Source organism: Streptomyces sp. BRA346, from assembly GCF_052851135.1.
Map to the genome: position 1 here is coordinate 80327 of NZ_JAIWIH010000010.1, position 18300 is coordinate 98626.

16 protein-coding genes and 1 pseudogene are annotated in these 18300 nt (G+C 72.2%); 6 read left to right on the top strand and 11 right to left on the bottom strand.

Annotation, left to right across the window (positions count from 1 at the left end):
• Positions 1-41: 41 nt before the first annotated feature.
• Complete coding sequence (locus LCH29_RS15400; protein WP_446462300.1) at positions 42-317, bottom strand: hypothetical protein; 276 nt, start codon at positions 315-317, stop codon at positions 42-44.
• Positions 318-384: 67 nt separating this feature from the next.
• On the bottom strand, positions 385-1293 hold the full coding sequence (locus tag LCH29_RS15405; protein ID WP_446462301.1) for a DUF4429 domain-containing protein: 909 nt from the start codon (positions 1291-1293) through the stop codon (positions 385-387).
• 120 nt (positions 1294-1413) lie between these two features.
• On the opposite strand from LCH29_RS15405, the gene LCH29_RS15410 reads away from it, so the two are divergent.
• Positions 1414-3054, top strand: a complete 1641-nt coding sequence (locus LCH29_RS15410) for a beta-N-acetylhexosaminidase (protein WP_446462302.1) — start codon at positions 1414-1416, stop codon at positions 3052-3054.
• Here LCH29_RS15410 and LCH29_RS15415 read toward each other — a convergent pair whose 3' ends face one another.
• The 6 genes and pseudogenes from LCH29_RS15415 to LCH29_RS15440 form a co-directional block, all read right to left on the bottom strand.
• Positions 3055-3690, bottom strand: coding sequence for an RICIN domain-containing protein (locus tag LCH29_RS15415; protein ID WP_446462352.1), 636 nt, complete (start codon positions 3688-3690; stop codon positions 3055-3057).
• A gap of 126 nt (positions 3691-3816) precedes the next feature.
• A pseudogene (locus tag LCH29_RS15420) lies at positions 3817-4035 on the bottom strand (helix-turn-helix domain-containing protein); the annotation flags it as partial.
• 85 nt (positions 4036-4120) lie between these two features.
• Positions 4121-5287 (bottom strand): acyl-CoA dehydrogenase family protein, encoded by a 1167-nt coding sequence (locus tag LCH29_RS15425; RefSeq protein ID WP_446462303.1) that lies wholly within the window; start codon positions 5285-5287, stop codon positions 4121-4123.
• A 3-nt stretch (positions 5288-5290) separates the two neighbouring features.
• On the bottom strand, positions 5291-6223 hold the full coding sequence (locus LCH29_RS15430; RefSeq protein WP_446462304.1) for a hydroxymethylglutaryl-CoA lyase: 933 nt from the start codon (positions 6221-6223) through the stop codon (positions 5291-5293).
• Positions 6223-8334 carry an acetyl/propionyl/methylcrotonyl-CoA carboxylase subunit alpha gene (locus LCH29_RS15435; RefSeq protein ID WP_446462353.1) on the bottom strand — a complete coding sequence of 704 codons (2112 nt, stop codon included), beginning with the start codon at positions 8332-8334 and terminating at the stop codon, positions 6223-6225. The genes LCH29_RS15430 and LCH29_RS15435 overlap by 1 nt, the downstream gene beginning before the upstream one ends.
• 31 nt (positions 8335-8365) lie before the next feature.
• Positions 8366-10018, bottom strand: coding sequence for a carboxyl transferase domain-containing protein (locus tag LCH29_RS15440; RefSeq protein WP_446462305.1), 1653 nt, complete (start codon positions 10016-10018; stop codon positions 8366-8368).
• 98 nt (positions 10019-10116) lie between these two features.
• On the opposite strand from LCH29_RS15440, the gene LCH29_RS15445 reads away from it, so the two are divergent.
• From LCH29_RS15445 to LCH29_RS15455, 3 genes are all read left to right on the top strand, one after another.
• Positions 10117-10734 carry an SACE_7040 family transcriptional regulator gene (locus LCH29_RS15445; RefSeq protein WP_446462306.1) on the top strand — a complete coding sequence of 206 codons (618 nt, stop codon included), beginning with the start codon at positions 10117-10119 and terminating at the stop codon, positions 10732-10734.
• Between the two features lie 190 nt (positions 10735-10924).
• Entirely contained in the window at positions 10925-12082 is a 1158-nt protein-coding gene (locus LCH29_RS15450) for an acyl-CoA dehydrogenase family protein (RefSeq protein ID WP_123106953.1), read from the top strand.
• A gap of 65 nt (positions 12083-12147) precedes the next feature.
• Positions 12148-13047: an acyl-CoA thioesterase gene (locus LCH29_RS15455; protein ID WP_446462307.1), complete on the top strand. Its 900-nt coding sequence runs from the start codon at positions 12148-12150 to the stop codon at positions 13045-13047.
• Between the two features lie 70 nt (positions 13048-13117).
• Here the strand turns inward: LCH29_RS15455 and LCH29_RS15460 are convergent, their stop codons facing one another.
• From LCH29_RS15460 to LCH29_RS15470, 3 genes are all read right to left on the bottom strand, one after another.
• The gene (locus LCH29_RS15460; RefSeq protein WP_446462308.1) at positions 13118-13927 is read right to left on the bottom strand and encodes a phosphatase; all 810 of its coding nucleotides are present in this window, start codon (positions 13925-13927) and stop codon (positions 13118-13120) included.
• A gap of 111 nt (positions 13928-14038) precedes the next feature.
• The gene (locus LCH29_RS15465) at positions 14039-15625 is read right to left on the bottom strand and encodes a DEAD/DEAH box helicase (RefSeq protein WP_446462309.1); all 1587 of its coding nucleotides are present in this window, start codon (positions 15623-15625) and stop codon (positions 14039-14041) included.
• Between the two features lie 102 nt (positions 15626-15727).
• Positions 15728-15931 carry a cold-shock protein gene (locus LCH29_RS15470; RefSeq protein WP_009717734.1) on the bottom strand — a complete coding sequence of 68 codons (204 nt, stop codon included), beginning with the start codon at positions 15929-15931 and terminating at the stop codon, positions 15728-15730.
• A gap of 298 nt (positions 15932-16229) precedes the next feature.
• On the opposite strand from LCH29_RS15470, the gene speB reads away from it, so the two are divergent.
• Positions 16230-17216 (top strand): agmatinase, encoded by a 987-nt coding sequence (speB, locus tag LCH29_RS15475; RefSeq protein WP_446462310.1) that lies wholly within the window; start codon positions 16230-16232, stop codon positions 17214-17216.
• Positions 17217-17341: 125 nt separating this feature from the next.
• A complete protein-coding gene (locus tag LCH29_RS15480) occupies positions 17342-18223 on the top strand; it encodes a hypothetical protein (protein ID WP_446462311.1) in 882 nt (293 codons plus the stop codon).
• Positions 18224-18300: the final 77 nt, after the last annotated feature.

Sequence of the window (18300 nt, forward strand, 5' to 3'; positions counted from 1 at the left end):
CCGCGGGGCGTCGGCCGTATCGGCCGTGGACGTCGGCCGTGTCAGCCGTAGACGATGCGGCGCAGCTGGCGCAGCGAGAGTTCGGGCGGTGCCACCGCGCGGTACGGCAGCTCGGCCGTGATCCGCTCGAAGATGTCCGCGTTGGTCAGTCCGCCGGACTGTAGTTCGCGGTGGCGTCGCCGGACGAACTCCTCGGTCGTCTCGTCGAAGTACGCCAGTACGTCCAGCACCACCCGGGCCGCCTCGCCGCGACCGAGCGGCGTGCTGCGGACCAGGTGGTCGATGAGGTCATCGTGGGACAAACGGCGATCGAGCATCCGTTGATACTGCGGTTCATCGGGGTGATTCGCAAGAATCCTGCCCGATATCGGGCAGGCTCCGGTCTCAATGGCGAGAAAAGCGGCGGAGGACGGCCTGTTTGGCGGTGGTGAACTCCTCCTCGGTGAGGACCCCGCTCCGGTGAAGATCGCCGAGTTCGCGCAGACGTCGCAGCAGGGCGTCGTGATCCGCGTCACCGCCGTCGCCCTCCGTCCCGGTGCGTATCGCGGGAGCCGTGTCCGGGGCCGGGGTCGCGTCGGCGGGCTCCGGCGGGGCGAACGGATGCGGCAGCCGGGCCGTGACGGCGGCCGCGACCAGCGCCATCAGCGGGTCCTTCCGGAAGCCGTACAGGACGACGGCGTGCGGGTCGTACTTGGGCGCGGCCGTCGCCGTCGCCTTGGCCACGGTGAAGCGGAGGTAGCCGTTCTCCAGTCCGGCGGCGGGGAACCACTCCACCGCCGTCAGGTCCTCCAGCGGGATGGTGCGGGGGCCGCCCGACTTCTTCGACTCCTCCGTCTTCCAGTTCCATTCCAGCCGGATCCGCTCACCGTCGAAGGACGCGGTGGCGTCACCCGCCGTCGCCGACAGCGGCACCGGCGGACCGGGCAGCAGATAGCGGTCGGACGGGCCGGACGGCACCTGGTCGAGCAGCAGGGCCTGCCGGACCTCGTCGACCAGGTACTCGGCGACGCCGGTGCGGTCCGCCTCGACCGACAGCTGATACGGATCGGCCGCGTCCGGCAGCTTGCCGCCCGTGGCCTGCGCCAACGGATCGGCACCCGGACGTAACCGCAGCCGCAACCGGCCGGACTTGCGCCCCGGTTCGTACGCGGCGCCCGCCAGCGCCTCCAGGGGCACGGTCAGTTCGCCGAGCGCCTGCCGCACCAGGTGCACGCTCTTGTCCCGCCCGGGGACGATCCGTACCGACTCACCGTCAAAGGTCCAGGCGCCATCGCGCTGGGTGATTTCCGCCATGGGGTGGATTCTGACAGCCACACCGCGACACATTGGTCTACACCTTGACCCCAACTGGGCGCCGCGGTACGCAAGATGTCGCGGTAACCGCGATGCGACGCTTCGTTGAAGGGAACCCCTGTGAGACGACGCCGTGCTCGACTGCTGTGCTCCCTCCTGCTGACCGTGGCGGCGGGGGCGGGAACCGCCGCCACGGCCTCGCCGCCCTCCGCCGCCGCCTCCGGGGCCGGCGCCGCCGCGGCCGCGCCGGTGCCGCTGGACCGGGTCGTGCCCGCGCCCGCCTCCGTACGGCCCGGCAAGAGCCCGTACACGATCCGCCCGACGACCCCGATCCGGGTGGAGCCCGGCTCCCGCGCCGCGCGCAGCGCGGGCGACTATCTGGCGGGCGTGCTACGCCCCGCCACCGGCTACCGGCTGCCCGTCACCGCGCGCGGCGGCGGGGACGGTATCCGGCTGCGGATCGTGCGGGACGCCAAACGGCCGGGCGTGAAGGGGACCGGCGCGAAGGGGCTCGGCGCGGAGGGCTACCGGCTGGTGGTGACCCGGCGCGCCGTCACCATCAGCGCCCGCACCTCCGCCGGGCTCTTCCACGGCATCCAGACGCTGCGGCAGCTGCTGCCCGCGTCCGTCGAACGCGCCACCCGGCAGCCCGGCCCCTGGCGGATCTCCGGCGGCACCATCACCGATGTGCCGCGCTACGCCTGGCGGGGCGCGATGCTCGACGTCTCCCGGCACTTCTTCACCGTCGACCAGGTCAAGGCGTACGTCGACCAGCTCGCCCTCTACAAGATCAACAAACTGCATCTCCACCTCTCCGACGACCAGGGCTGGCGGATCGCCATCGACTCCTGGCCCCGGCTGGCGACGTACGGCGGCTCCACCCAGGTCGGCGGCGGGCGCGGCGGCTTCTACACCAAGGCCGACTACCGGGAGATCGTGCGGTACGCGGCGCAACGCCACCTCACCGTCGTCCCCGAGATCGACATGCCCGGCCACACCAACGCGGCCCTCGCCTCCTACGCCGACCTCAACTGCGACGGCGTCGCCCCGCCCCTCTACACCGGCACCGAGGTCGGCTTCAGCTCGCTGTGCGTGCCCAAGGAGGTGACGTACGACTTCGTGGACGACGTCATCCGCGAGATCGCCGCCCTCACCCCCGGCCGCTACCTCCACATCGGCGGCGACGAGGCGCACTCCACCAGCCACGACGACTACGTGGCCTTCATGGACCGGGTCCAGCCGGTCGTCGCCAAGTACGGCAAGACCGTGGTCGGCTGGCACCAGCTGACCGGCGCGCGCCCCGCGAAGGGCGCGATCGCCCAGTACTGGGGGACCGACGGCAGCGAGAAGGAGGTCGCCGACGCCGCCAAGAACGGCACCCGCCTCGTCCTCTCGCCCGCCAACCGCGCCTACCTGGACATGAAGTACGACCCGAGCACCCCGCTGGGGCTCAGCTGGGCCGGATACGTCGAGGCGAAGCAGTCCTACGACTGGGACCCGGGCAGCTACATCGCCGGCGCCCCGCCGTCCTCGGTCCTCGGCGTGGAGGCCCCGCTGTGGTCGGAGACCCTCTCCACCAGTGCCCACATCGCCTACATGGCCTTCCCCCGCCTCCCCGGCATCGCCGAACTGGGCTGGTCGCCCCGGTCCACGCACGACTGGGACGACTACCGGGTGCGCCTCGCCGCCCAGGCGCCCCGCTGGGACGCCCTGGGCATCGACTACCACCGCTCCCCGCAGATCCCCTGGCCCACCGAGTGATCAGTTGCTGGTGATGGAGGGAATCGCCGTCGGCGCGCGGACCGGATCGAACCGGAAGATCTGGCCCGTGTCGCCGTCGGCGCAGGGCAGTTGGAGCACCGGAATCCTTTCCCGGGTCGAACCGCCGGGCACCGAGACGCACTGGCCCGAGTGCACCGGCTTGATCCGGTAGCCGCGCACCGGCTGGGTGACCCGCTGGATCCGGAACCGCTCGGCCATGCCCCGGTGATCGCAGTAGTCGTCCATCATCTGCGTGCCCCCCTTGGTGCTGCCCTGGCCCACGCCGAGACATCCGTAGCCCATGACGGGGTGGAGGGACCGGAGCCGGACGGTGTCGTCGCCCGACTTCTCCAGGGCGTACGCCGGGATGCTGTGACGGCAGTCGGCCTGGAAGATGTAGCCCCCGTCCTTGCTCTCCAGTTCGGAGAGGCACAACGAGGAGACGACGGAGCGGAGGCGATAGGTGCCCGGCGAGGGCGTGGTCGGAGGGGATGGAGCGGACGGTGTGGCGGACGTGGCCTTGCCGGTGTCCCGGGTCTTCGGCGCCTCGTCGTCGTTCGTCATCGCCACCGCGAGCGAGCCCGCGCCGACGAGCAGCACCGCCAATGCCGCGCCGATCAGCCGCCCACGCGGCACGCCCCGGCGGCTCTCCGGCGATGCGGCCGCCGGGGCGACGACATTCTCCGCGCGAACATTTGTACGGCCCGCGGCAATGTCGTGATAAACCTCCAGCCATTCGCCGGTGCGATCTCCCTCTCCGCAGGCGCGGAGAAAAGCCAACAGTGTTTCGGTACGCGGTAAGGCGTCCTGGCGTAACGCATCGGACAAGGTGCTGCGTGCCAGGACATCGCCGTTCTCGGCGGCACGCTCCTCCAGCTGCCGATAGGTCAGCCCCGATCTTTCCCGGAGCTCCCGCAGCAGCGCGACGAATTCAGCGGCATTCCGCGCGGAGCGCGGCCCCCGTTCCCCCTGACTCCCCATGCTGCGCCATGCTGACGGACGCGGTGCGGGGTGACAATGGGCTTTCTCGCCTTTTCGGGCCGGACGGCCCGGGGCCCGGGGAGGCTCAGCTCGCGAAGCCCAGTTCCCGTGCGATCAGCATCCGCTGCACCTCACTCGTCCCCTCCCCGATTTCCAGGATCTTGGAATCCCGCCACATCCGGGCCACCGGATACTCGTTCATGAAGCCGTATCCGCCGTGGATCTGAGTCGCTTCGCGGGCATTGGTGACCGCGACCTCCGATGAGTACAGCTTCGCGATCGACGCCTCTTTCTTGAACGGCTCGCCCAGCACCAGGCGGGAGGCCGCGTCGCGCCAGGCGACGCGGGCCATGTGGGCGCGGGTCTCCATATCGGCGATCTTGAATTGGATGGCCTGGTTGGCGCCGATCGGGCGGCCGAAGGCCTCGCGGGTCCTGGCGTACGACACCGACTCGTCCACACAGCCCTGGGCGAGCCCGGTGGCCAGGGCGGAGATGGCGATGCGGCCCTCGTCGAGGATGCGGAGGAACTGGGCGTAGCCACGGCCCAGGTCGCCCAGGAGGTTGGCGGCCGGGACGCGGCAGTCGGCGAAGGACAGCTCGCGGGTGTCCGAGGCGTTCCAGCCGACCTTGGAGTAGGGGGCCGCGACGCTGAGACCGGGGGTGCCGGACGGCACGATGATCGAGGAGATCTTGGGTCGGCCGTCCTCGGTGCGGTCGGTGACCGCGGTGACGGTGACCAGGGCGGTGATGTCCGTGCCCGAGTTGGTGATGAAGCACTTGGTGCCGTTGATCACCCACTCGTCGGTGGTCTCGTCCAGCCGGGCCGTGGTGCGGGTGGCGCCCGCGTCGGAGCCGCCGCCCGGCTCGGTCAGGCCGAAGGCGCCCAGGGTCTCCCCGGAGCACAGCCCGGGCAGCCACTGGCGCTTCTGCTCCTCCGTCCCGTAGAGGAAGATCGGCATCGCACCGAGCGAGACCCCGGCCTCCAGGGTGATCGCGACGGAGGAGTCGACCCTGGCCAGCTCCTCCAGGGCCAGGCACAGCGCGAAGTAGTCGCCGCCCATCCCGCCGTACTCCTCGGGGAAGGGCAGGCCGAACAGCCCCATCCGGCCCATCTCGCGGATGATCTCGTAAGGGAACTCATGGTGCTCCCAGTACTCCCCGATCTTCGGGGCCACCACATCGTGCGCGAACGCCTCGACGGTGCGGCGCAGTTCCTCGTGCTCGGGGGAGAGACGATGGTCGATCGCCATGACTCACATCTCCTTCTGGGAGAGGGCGCGGACGGTGCGGGACGGGCTGGGTCGGCCCAGGTGCCGGGCCATCCACACGCTGGTGGCGGTGAGACGGCGGATGTCGACCCCGGTCTCGACGCCGAGGCCGTCGAGCATCCAGACCAGGTCCTCGGTGGCGAGGTTGCCGGTGGCGCTCTTCGCGTACGGACACCCGCCCAGGCCGCCCGCGGAGGCGTCGACGGTGGTCACGCCGTACTGGAGGGCGGCGAGGGTGTTGGCGAGGGCCTGGCCGTAGGTGTCGTGGAAGTGGACGGCCAGCCGGTCGGCGGGAATGCCCGCCTCGCCCAGCGTGGCCAGCAGCTCCTGCACATGGCCGGGGGTGGCCACCCCGATGGTGTCGCCGAGGCTCACCTCGTCGCATCCCATGTCGATCAGGCGGCGGCTGACCGAGACGGTCTGCGAGATCGGGACCGGGCCCTCCCAAGGGTCGCCGAAGCACATCGACAGATAGCCGCGCACGGTCACGCCCGCCTCGCGCGCCGCGGTGACGACCGGCTCGAACATGGCGAGCGCCTCGTCCACCGTCCGGTTGAGGTTGGCCTTGGCGAACGCCTCGGTCGCGCTGCCGAAGACGGCGATCTCGCGCGCGCCCAGCGCGAGCGCGCGGTCCAGACCGCGCTGGTTGGGCACCAGCACCGGGAGCCGGGCGCGCACATCGTCGATCAGCGGCATCAGCTGCTCGGCGTCGGCCAGCTGCGGCACCCACTCCGGGCGGACGAAGCTGGTGGCCTCGATGGTGGCCAGCCCCGCGTCGGCCAGCCGCCGGATGAACTCGGCCTTCAGCGCAACCGGCACGAGGGCCTTCTCGTTTTGCAGCCCGTCCCGCGGCCCCACCTCGTGGATGCGCACCCGGGCGGGCAGCCCCGGGGCCGGGACGGTCATGGGGAGGGTCATCACGCACGCTCCTCGGTCTCGCGCGGGGCGACGACCGCCAGCAGCTGGTCCATGGCGACCGTGCTGCCGGGGGTCACCTCCAGTTCGGTGACGGTCCCGTCGTGCGGGGCGGAGATGAGGTGCTCCATCTTCATCGCCTCGACCACCAGCAGGCCCTGGCCCGCGGTGACCTCGTCCCCGACGGCCGCCTTCACGACGGTGACGGTGCCGGGCATGGGGGCCGTCAGCTCCCCGGCGTGCGCGGCGGCGGCCCCGCCGCGCAGCGTCTCCTCAATGGGGTCATGCCCCACCACCCGCCAGGCATCCCCGCTCCGCCCCAGCCAGTGGCTCGCGCCGTCGGCGACATGCCGGAAGCGGTGGGTGACCCCGTCGAGGTCCAGCAGCACGGTGTGGTTGTCCACCTGGATGAGCCGCGCCGCCGTGTCCGCGGCCGCGCCGTCACTGCCGGAGCCGTCCGCGCGCTCGATGAGCACCCGCGCGTCCCGGGCCCGGCCGCGCACGCGGACCGGCACCGGGGCGTGGCCCGCGACGCGGAGGCGGTGGATCGTCCAGGCGGGCTCGCCGCCGATCCGCCACCCGGTGGGCACGGAGAACGGATCGACCCAGACATCCGCACCGGAGCCGCTGCCTCCCGCGCCATCGCCCCGCGGGGCGGGCGGCTCCAGCGCCGCCTGGCGCAGCAGCGCCGCCGCCGCGTAGACCTCGTCGGGGACCGTGGACGGGAGGAGCGAGGCCGCCACGCGGTCGACCAGACCGGTGTCCAGATCGCCCGAGGCGACCTCCGGGTGGGCGGCCAGTCGGCGCAGGAAGCCCGTGTTGGTGTCCACGCCGAGGACGGTCAGGGAGCCCAGGGCCGCCCGCAGCCGGCGCAGCGCCGTGGGGCGGTCCGGGCCGTGGGCGATGACCTTGGCGAGCATCGGGTCGTACACCGTGCCGACCTCCGCGCCCGCGCTCAGCCCGGAGTCGACGCGCACCCCCTCGCCCGCGGGCTCGTCCAGGGCGAGCACCGGTCCGGCCGACGGGAGGAAGTCCACCCGGCCGTCGCCCGCCACGCGGGCGGTCTCGGCGCAGATACGGGCCTCCACCGCATGGCCGCCGAAGGTGATGGCGTCCTGCCCGCAGGGCAGTGGTTCGCCCGCGGCGACCCGCAGCTGCCACTCCACCAGATCGAGCCCGCCACTTCCCTGGATGGACACCGCCAGCTCGGTGACGGGGTGCTCGACCTGGAGGCGGGTGTTCATCTCCATGAAGCAGTACGCGGACGGGTCGGCGCCCGGCACGATGAACTCCACCGTGCCCGCGCCCACGTAGCCGCACGACCGCGCCGCCTGCACCGCGGCCTCGCCCATCAGCGCCCGGGTGGCCTCGTCCAGCAGCGGGCTGGGCGCCTCCTCGATGATCTTCTGATGGCGGCGCTGGAGCGAGCACTCGCGCTCGCCGAGGTGGATCACCTGGCCGTGGACGTCCGCCAGCACCTGGATCTCGATATGGCGCGGCCGGTCGATCCAGCGCTCGACGAGCAGCGTGTCATCGCCGAACGCGCCGCGCGCCTCGCGCCGGGCGGCCGCGATCTCGTCGGCGAGCAGCGCCTCGTCCCGCACCAGTCGCATGCCCTTGCCGCCGCCGCCCGCGGACGGCTTGAGCAGCACGGGGGTGCCGATCTTCCGGGCGGCGTCGATGAGCTGGGCATCCGTGAGTCCGCTGCCGGAGGAGCCCGGCACCACGGGCACCCCGGCCGCGCGCACGGTCTCCTTGGCGCGGATCTTGTCTCCCATCAGCTCGATGGCACCGGCGGGCGGGCCGATGAAGGCGAGCCCGGCGTCGGAACAGGCGCGGGCGAACGCCGCGTTCTCCGCGAGGAATCCGTAGCCCGGGTGGACGGCCTGGGCGCCGGTGCGGGCGGCCGCGTCCAGTAGCCGCTCGATCGACAGATAGCTCTCGGCGGCGGCCGCCGGGCCGATCCGCACGGCCGTGTCCGCCTCCCGGACGTGGCGGGCGTCCGCGTCGGCGTCGCTGTACACGGCGACCGAGCGGACGCCGAGCCGCCGCAGGGTGCGGATGACGCGGACCGCGATCTCCCCGCGGTTGGCCACCAGGACCGTGTCGAACATCGCATGCGCCGCACTCATCGGGTGCATCCCCTCACATCCGGAAGACGCCGTAGCCGGGCGCCGCGGGTTCCTTGGGCGCCCGGTCGGGCAGCGGGGCGCTCGCGCACGCGGTGAGGGCGAGGCCGAGCACCATACGGGTCTCGAGCGGGTCGATCACCCCGTCGTCCCACAGCCGCGCCGTGGCGTAGTACGCGCTGCCCTGGGTCTCGTACTGCTCGCGGACCGGCGCCCGGAACGCCTCCTCGTCCTCCGTGCTCCACTTCTCGCCGCGCGCCTCCAGCTGGTCGCGCTTGACGGTCGCGAGGACGGAGGCGGCCTGCTCGCCGCCCATCACCGAGATCTTGGCGTTGGGCCACATCCACAGGAAGCGCGGCGAATACGCCCGGCCGCACATGGAGTAGTTGCCCGCGCCGTAGGAGCCGCCGATGACGACCGTCAGCTTGGGGACGCGGGTGCAGGCGACGGCGGTGACCATCTTGGCTCCGTGCTTGGCGATGCCGCCCGCCTCATAGCTGCGGCCGACCATGAAGCCCGAGATGTTCTGGAGGAAGATCAGCGGGATGCCGCGCTGATCGCACAGCTCGATGAAGTGGGCGCCCTTCTGGGCCGATTCGGAGAACAGGATGCCGTTGTTGGCGACGATGCCCACCGGGTGGCCCATGATCCGGGCGAATCCGGTGACCAGCGTCGTCCCGAACTCGGCCTTGAACTCGGCGAACCGCGAGCCGTCCACCACCCGGGCGATCACCTCGCGCACGTCGTACGGCGTGCGCGAGTCGACCGGGACCGCCCCGTACATCCCCGCGGGGTCGACCGCGGGCTCCTCGGAGGGCGTGAGCGGCCAGGGCGGGGCGCCCTGCTGGGTGGGGGAGGGCGGCAGGGTGGAGACGATCGTACGGACGATGCGCAGCGCGTGGGCGTCGTCCTCCGCGAGGTGGTCGGTGACGCCCGAGACCCGGGAGTGGACCTCGCCGCCGCCCAGCTCCTCCGCGGTGACGACCTCGCCGGTGGCCGCCTTCACCAGCGGCGGCCCGCCCAGGAAGATCGTGCCCTGGCCGCGCACGATGACGGCCTCGTCGCTCATCGCCGGGACATAGGCCCCGCCCGCCGTGCAGGAGCCGAGCACCGCCGCGACCTGCGGGATCCCGGCGCCGGACATCCGCGCCTGGTGGTAGAAGATCCGCCCGAAGTGGTCGCGGTCCGGGAAGACCTCGTCCTGCATGGGGAGGAAGGCGCCGCCGGAGTCGACCAGATAGACGCACGGCAGCCGGTTCTCCAGCGCGACCTCCTGGGCGCGCAGATGCTTCTTCACCGTCATCGGGTAGTACGTGCCGCCCTTGACCGTGGCGTCATTGGCGATGACGACCACCTCACGGCCCGCGACCCGCCCGATCCCGGCGATCACCCCAGCCGCCGGGGCCTGGCCCTCGTACAGCCCGTCGGCGGCGAGCGGCGCCAGCTCCAGGAACGGCGAGCCCGGGTCCAGCAGGGTGTCCACCCGGTCGCGCGGCAGCAGCTTGCCGCGCGCGGTGTGCCGCGCCCGCGCCTTCTCGCCGCCGCCCAGCCGGGCCGCGGCGAGCTTCTCGCGAAGCCGCGCGGCCAGCTCGCGGTGCGCGGCCTCGTTGGCCTGCCAGGCGTCGGACCCCGGGTCGGCGCCGCTTCGCAGCACCGGTGCCTGCTCCATCGCTACGGGCCCCCTCGCCTCGCCGTCGTGGTTAGTGGTCGTTAACTCGACACCCACCAGGTTAACGACCACTAACCGCGCTGTCTAGAATTGCTTCCATGAGCACGCAAGCCCCTGCACCGACCCGCCGCGAACAGATCCTCAAGGAGGCGGCCCGGCTGTTCGCCGAGCGCGGTTTCCACGGCGTCGGCGTCGACGAGATAGGCGCGGCGGTCGGCATCAGCGGCCCCGGCCTCTACCGGCACTTCGCCGGGAAGGAGGCGATGCTGGCCGAGCTGCTGGTCGGCATCAGCGGCCGGCTGCTGACGGGCGGCAAGCGGCGCACCGCGGAGGCGACGGAGGCCGGGGACGCCCCGGCGGCGCTGCTGGACTCGCTCATCGAGGGCCACATCGACTTCGCCCTGGACGACCGCCCGCTGATCATCCTTCACGACCGTGAGCTGGACCGGCTCCGGGACACCGACCGCAAGCTGGTGCGCTCGCTCCAGCGGCAGTACGTGGAGCTGTGGGTCGAGGTCGTGCGGCAGGTCTATCCGGGGCTCGCCGAGGCCGACGCCCGGGCCTGCGTCCACGCCGTGTTCGGGCTGCTCAACTCCACTCCGCACCTGGGCCGCCCCGGCGCCCTCCCCGGCCGCGAGGCCACCGCCGCCCTGCTGCACCGCCTGGCCCTGGGCGCGTTCGGCGCGGCCCGTGATGCGGACGGCGTCCGCGAGTGAGCCGAAGGGGTGCGCCGGTGTCGAAAGGGAGAGCGCGCAGGCCGCGAGGCACGAGTGGCCGAGCACGGTCGACCGTCGGCGCCGGCCGAGGCACCCCGGAGGCGAACCGCGCCTTCAAAGGCTGGACACGCTCGCTAACCGGGCGGTAACTTCGGCTGAGCAAGCGCTTAGCCAGAGGGAGGCCGCAGAGATGCGTCGCACGGTGTTCAACGAGGACCACGAGGCATTCCGGGAGACCATCCGCGACTTCATCGCCGCCGAGGTCGTCCCGTACTACGAGGAGTGGCGGGAGGCCGGTCAGGCTCCGCGCGACTTCTACAAGAAGCTCGGCGAGCTGGGCATCTTCGGCATCGAGGTCCCCGAGGAGTACGGCGGCGCGGGCGAGACCAGCTTCAAGTTCAACGCGGTCATCACCGAGGAGTGCGCCCGCGCCGGGGTGAGCTTCGGCGGCAGCAGCGTCCACACCGCGCTCTGCCTCCCGTACATCCTCAAGTACGCCAACGAGGAGCAGAAGCAGCGCTGGCTGCCCTCGTTCGTCTCGGGCGACCTGATGACCGCCATCGCCATGACCGAGCCGGGCACCGGCTCGGACCTGGCGGGCATGAAGACCACCGCCAAGCTGTCCGAGGACGGCACGCACTACGTGCTCAACGGCGCCAAGACCTTCATCACCGGCGGTGTGCTCGCCGACCGCGTCCTGGTCTGCGCCCGCACCGCGCCCGCCACCCCCGAGGACCGCCGCGGGGGCATATCCATCCTCGTCGTGGACACCACGAGCGAGGGCTACGCGGTCGGCCGCAAGCTGGAGAAGCTGGGGCTGAAGACGTCCGACACCGCCGAGCTGTCGTTCACCGACGTCAAGGTGCCCGTGGAGGACCTGCTGGGCGAGGAGGGCAAGGCGTTCGGCTACCTCGCGCACAACCTGCCGCAGGAGCGCCTGGGCATCGCCGTGAGCGCGTACGCGCAGTCCGCCGCGGCCGTCGAGTTCGCCAAGGCGTACGTCCAGGACCGCGAGGTCTTCGGCAAGAGCGTGGCGTCCTTCCAGAACACCAAGTTCACGCTGGCCGACTGCAAGGCCGAGGTGGACGCGATGCAGGCGGTCGTCGACCGGGCCCTGGACGCGCACGACGCCGGTGAGCTGACCGCCGCCGACGCAGCCTCGGCGAAGCTGTTCACCACCGAGCGCGCGGCCGTCGTCATCGACAAGTGCCTCCAGCTGCACGGCGGTTACGGCTACATGATGGAGTACCCCATCGCCCGGCTGTACGCGGACACCCGCGTCACCCGCATCTACGGCGGGACCAGCGAGGTCATGCGGTCCATCGTCGCCAAGTCGATGGGGCTGTGACGGTCGTCATGAGCACGCTCGTCGGCAACGGTGCCGCAACACGGGTCTGCAAGACTGCTTGAACCATGAATGACGCACTACAGAGCCTGCTCGACCTGCTCGACCTGGAGCGGATCGAAGAGGACATGTTCCGCGGCACCAGCGATGCCGCACCCCTCGTGCCGCGGGTCTTCGGCGGCCAGGTGGCCGCCCAGGCCCTGGTCGCCGCGGGCCGCACGGTCCCGGAGGACCGTCCCCCGCACTCGCTGCACGCGTACTTCCTGCGGCCCGGCGACCCCGGGGCGCCGATCGTCTACACGGTCGACCGGATCCGCGACGGCTTCTCCTTCACGACGCGCCGCGTCGTCGCCGTCCAGCACGGGCAGCCGATCTTCCACCTGTCCGCCTCCTTCCAGCTGCACGAGGAGGGTCTTGAGCACCAGGAGCCGATGCCGGACGTACCGGATCCGCTCTCGCTGCCCACCGCCGAGGAGCTGCTGCCCCGGTACGAGCACCTGCTCGCCGGGCCGGGGGTGGTCGACCGGATGCTCCAGGCGCGGGCCGCCGTCGACCTGCGGTACGTGGACGCTCCGCCGTACGGCAGCGTCGGACAGCCCCGCGAGCCGAAGTCGCAGGTTTGGTTCCGGACCGACGGCAAACTGGACGGCGTCGCCGACGATCCGCTGCTGCACGTCTGCCTGGCCACCTATGTGTCCGACATGACGCTGCTGGACTCGGTGCTCCTCGCCCACGGCCGCGGCGGCTGGGCGGTCGGGGACATCGTCGGCGCCAGCCTCGACCACGCCATGTGGTTCCACCGGCCGTTCCGGGTGGACGACTGGCTGCTGTACGACCAGGAGAGCCCGTCCTCGTCCGGTGGCCGCGGCCTCGCCAAGGGCCGCATCTTCACCGCCGACGGGCGGCTGGCCGTCTCGGTGATCCAGGAAGGGGTCATGCGGGTCCCGCGCCCGCGCCCGAAGAAGTGACCCCTGGGAGGGGTGACGCGCGTCCCCCGCGGTGTGCGGCCGGTCTGACGCGCGTCCCGGGCGGCGCGCGTCAGAACTGGGCCGTCAGCCCCGCCGCGTCCAGCAGATAGGCCGTCATCGGCGCGTAGAACCGCGGATTGGTGACGTGGTCGTCCAGCGGGACCACCGCCTGGAGCGTCCCTTCCGCCTCACCGAGGAACAGCGCCGGGTCGTTGCAGTCCGCGTACCCCACCGCGTCGATGCCGCGCTGCCCCGCGCACCCCGCCCAGCCGTGGTCGGCGACCACCAGGTCCGGCAGCGGCCGCCCCTCCCGGGCCAGGCCGTCCAGGACGGCCGCCATGGGGGCGGGGGAGTGGGTGTGCCACAGCGTGGCGCCGCGCTCCAGCATGGCCACGTCGCAGAACTGGAAGACGTACCCCTCGTCCGCGTGCAGCCCGCCCGGGATCTCGACGATCTCGCACCCCGCCGCGTGCAGTGCCGACGCCGTGGCGCTGTGCACCTCCAGCAGCCCGCCCGGGTGCCCCGTGGCGAACAGCACCCGCTGCTGCGCCTCGGCCGCCTTCCGCAGCACCGACGCCATCCGGTCCAGCGCGCCGACCGTCAGCTCCGGGTCGATCGTGTCCTGCCCGGTGCGGTGCTCCGGGTCGTCGATCACCCCGCACCGCTCCGCCATGACGGCCAGCACGTCCTGCTCGTCCACCCAGCGGTCGCCCAGTTCCAGCCCCAGCCAGTAGTGGCGGTCGCCGTTCGCGAGCTTGCGGTAGTGGGAGAGGTTGTTCTCGCGTGGGGTGGCGACGTCACCCGCGATGCGCGTACGGACGAGATGGTCGATCAGTTCGGCGCGGCTGGGCACGGTACTGGGTATCGGCATGTGGCCCATTGTCGCCCCTGCGTCCGGGAAATGGGGCGCATTACTCGCCTGCGGACGTGGCGTGGGCATGGCGAGCCGGGGCGCCCGGGGAGCCCCCGTCCAGGGCGGTCCGGACCGCCCCTACCGGCTGGGACGGCGACTGCGCCCGCCCCCGCCGCCGGAGCCGCGTCCCGAGCCGCCACCGGTGCCGCGTCCCGTCGCGCCGCCGGTGCCCCGGCCGGACCCGCCGCCGGAGCCGCGCCCGGACCCGCCGCCGGTGCCCCGGCCGGACCCGCCGCCGCCGCGCCCGGTCCCGCCGCCGGACGCACGGCCTGAACGCCCGCCGCCGCCACCGCTGCCGCCGCCACCGCCGCCGCGGCGCGCCTGCCGGGGACCGGGGGCCTGCCGCTGGGCCGGGGCGCTGATCGTCACCGGGACGCCCGACGGCTCCTGGGCTCCGGTGATACGGGACAGCTCGGAGTCGGTCGAGTGCACCTGGGTCGTGTTCGGGGTGATGCCCGCGGCGGTCATCAGCCGGGTCATCTCCCGGCGCTGGTCGGGCAGGACGAGCGTGACGACGCTGCCGGAGCCGCCCGCGCGGGCGGTGCGCCCGCCACGGTGCAGATAGTCCTTGTGGTCCGAGGGCGGATCCACGTTGACGACCAGGTCGAGGTCGTCGACGTGGATGCCGCGGGCCGCGACGTTCGTGGCCACGAGCGCGGTGACGTCGCCCGTCTTGAAGCGCTCCAGGGTCTTGGTGCGCTGCGGCTGGGATTTGCCGCCGTGCAGCGCCGCCGCCCGTACGCCGTTGGCCAGCAGATGACGGGTCAGCCGGTCGACGGCGTGCTTGGTGTCCAGGAACATGATCACGCGGCCGTCCCGCGCGGCGACCCGGGTGGCGACGGAGCGCTTGTCGGTGTCCGCGATGTGCAGCACATGGTGCTCCATCGTGGTGACCGCGCCCGCCGGGGCATCGACCGAGTGCAGCGCCGGGTCGGTGAGGAACTCGCGCACCAGGCGGCTGATCTGGTTGTCGAGGGTCGCGGAGAACAGCAGCCGCTGACCGTCGGCGGGCACCTGCCGCAGCAGCCGCGTGACCTGGGGGAGGAACCCCATGTCGGCCATCTGGTCGGCCTCGTCGAGAACGGTGATGCCCACCTGGTCCAGTCGGCAGTCGCCGCGTTCGATCAGGTCGTGGAGGCGACCCGGTGTCGCGATGACCACCTCGGCGCCGTCGCGCAGGGCATGGGCCTGCCGGTTGATCGACATGCCGCCCACCACGGTGGCCGGGCGCAGCCGCAGCCGGCGGGCGTAGGGCGCGAGCGCGTCGGAGACCTGCTGGGCCAGCTCCCGCGTCGGCACCAGGACCAGGGCGAGCGGACGGCGGGGCTCGGCGCGCTGCCCGGCGAGGCGGGCCAGCAGCGCGAGGCCGAAGGCCAGGGTCTTGCCGGAGCCGGTCTGCGCGCGCCCGAGGACGTCGCGGCCGGTGAGGGCGCTGGGGAGGGTGGCCGCCTGGATCGGGAACGGCACCGTGATGCCCTGGAGCGCCAGCTCCGCGGCGAGGCCGTCCGGCAGGTCCAGCTCGGCGAACGCGGCGACGGCGGGCAGCACGGGGGTGGTGCCGCGCAGCAGGGCGAATTCGTTGCCGCCGTCGGAGGGACGGCTGGTACGAACGGGGGAGCGGGAGTGTGACCGGGGCTTACGGGACGAGCGGGCGTAACGGCTCATGCGGCCTTCCTGGAACGGGCGGGGACGGGCCCGCGGAAAGCGGGCACGAGCCGGGGCCCGCACCTCTTCAGGTGCGGGCCCCGGCTCGCGGTATGCGCTGAGTCAGGCGGGAACGATGTTCTCGGCCTGCGGGCCCTTCTGGCCCTGCGTGACGTCGAACGTCACCTTCTGGCCTTCCTGGAGCTCACGGAAGCCCTGGGTGGCGATGTTCGAGTAGTGGGCGAAGACGTCGGCGCCGCCGCCGTCCTGCTCGATGAAGCCGTAGCCCTTTTCCGCGTTGAACCACTTCACGGTGCCGGTGGCCATGTCATTCTCCTTCAATGGGGGCCGAACCGGATTCCACACTGCGCGGAATCCGCGTCGCCGCATTGACCCCATCCGGAAATGACCGGTTAAAACAAAAATGCGCCTGAGGCTACATCCCGTCAGGCGCACATAACGTTCATGGGTACCAAAACTGCAACTATCACGACCCTAACACGTGAGCGCCCGGACGGGGAGAGACACCGGTCACCCGGCAATGGACGCGGTGTCCAAATCGCCCGGGCTTGGTACTGGGGAACGTACATGTGGTGGAACGGCCGCTCTGCCTACGCTCGGAGCCATGACCGCAAGCGACCGTGAGCCCACCGCACCCCCCGTCGGCCCCGTCGACTCGTCCCGCGTCCCGCGCTACGCCGGTCCCGCCACCTTCGCGCGGTTGCCGCGCGTCGACGAGGTCGGTGGCACCGCGGACGTCGCCGTGGTCGGTGTGCCCTTCGACACAGGCGTCTCCTACCGCCCCGGCGCCCGCTTCGGCGGCAACGCCATCCGCGAGGCGTCCCGCCTGCTGCGCCCGTACAACCCGGCGCAGGACGCCGCCCCCTTCGCCCTCGCCCAGGTCGCCGACGCCGGGGACATCGCCGCGAACCCGTTCAACATCAACGAGGCGGTGGAGACGGTCCAGGCCGCCGCCGACGACCTCCTCGACAGCGGCTCCCGGCTCATGACCCTCGGCGGCGACCACACCATCGCCCTCCCGCTGCTGCGGTCCGTCGCCCGCAAACACGGCCCGGTCGCCCTGCTGCACTTCGACGCGCACCTGGACACCTGGGACACGTACTTCGGCGCCGAGTACACCCACGGCACGCCCTTCCGGCGCGCCGTCGAGGAGGGCATCCTCGACACCGCCGCCCTCTCCCACGTCGGCACCCGCGGCCCGCTGTACGGCAAGCAGGACCTGGACGACGACGCGAAGATGGGCTTCGGCATCGTCACCTCCGCCGATGTCATGCGGCGCGGCGTGGACGAGATCACCGACCAGCTGCGGCAGCGCATCGGCGACCGCCCGCTCTACATCTCCATCGACATCGACGTCCTGGACCCGGCCCACGCCCCCGGCACCGGCACCCCCGAGGCGGGCGGCCTGACCTCCCGCGAGCTGCTGGAGATCGTGCGCGGCCTGGCGGGCTGCCACCTGGTCTCCGCCGATGTGGTCGAGGTCGCCCCGGCGTACGACCACGCGGAGATCACCGCGGTGGCGGCCTCCCACACGGCGTACGAACTGACGACGATCATGGCCCGCCAGGTCGCCGCCTCGCGCACCGCCTGAGCGCGTACGCCTCAGCGCCTCCGCCTGAGCGCATAGCGGGCGTACTGGTGTCGTCTTCCAGGCGCCTTCGAGCCGCTGCCGCTCCAATGGCCTGATCAGCCGGATCAGGTGAACGGAGGCTCTTCATGGGGAGTTGGACCGACTGGGAGGACGTCGGCGGGGCGATCCTCTCGGCGCCGAGCGCGGCGTCCCGGGCGACCGAACGCATCACCGTGGTCGCCCGCAACACCACCAACAAGATCGCCTACCGGTCGTGGACCGAGTCCGGCGGCTGGGACGACTGGAGCGACCTGGGCGGTCCGTTCGCCTACGACCCGGCGATCATCGCCTACCGGCCCGATCGCCACACCGTCTACGGCGTGGGCAACGGGCAGTCGGCGTACCGCAGGACCTACATCGACGGCTCCGGCTGGGAGGGCGGCTGGTCGGCCACCAACGAGTCCACCAAGATCTGGAGCGGGCTCGCCGGGGCGTCGGCGCGGGAAGGCCGGATCGATCTGTTCGGGCTGAACGAGACCAACCAGGTCCTGCACGCGACCGCCCCGCCGGACACCGGGTGGGGGCCGTTCAACAACATCGGCGGCACCCTCCAGGGCACGGTCGGTGCCGCGTCCTGGGGCACCGGCCGGGTCGACCTCGTCGCGCGTGGCGCAGCCAGCAACACCCTGTGGCACCGGGTGCTCAACGGCAGCACCTGGTCCACCTGGCGGGACATCGGCACCGGCTTCCTCTCCGGCCCGGCCGTCTGCACCTGGGGCCCGGACCGGCTGGACGTCTTCGCCAAGGGGCAGGACCACCAGATCCTGCACCGCTTCTGGAACGGCCTGACCTGGAGCGCCTGGCTCGACCTGGGCATCTCCGGCACTGACGACAACCCCGCCGCGGTCTGTCGCAAGAAGGGCAACATCGAGTTGTTCATCCGCGGCCGCGACAACCACCTCTACCGGCGTACGTACACCGCCGACGCCGCCGAACTGGACTCCGGAGGTGTCACCGACCCCAGCTGACCCCTCGGGGTCATCGCGCTCGCCGTGCCGCCCCGGCCGCCGCCTCCTCCCCTGCCGGCGGCCGGGGCGGTGTCGCG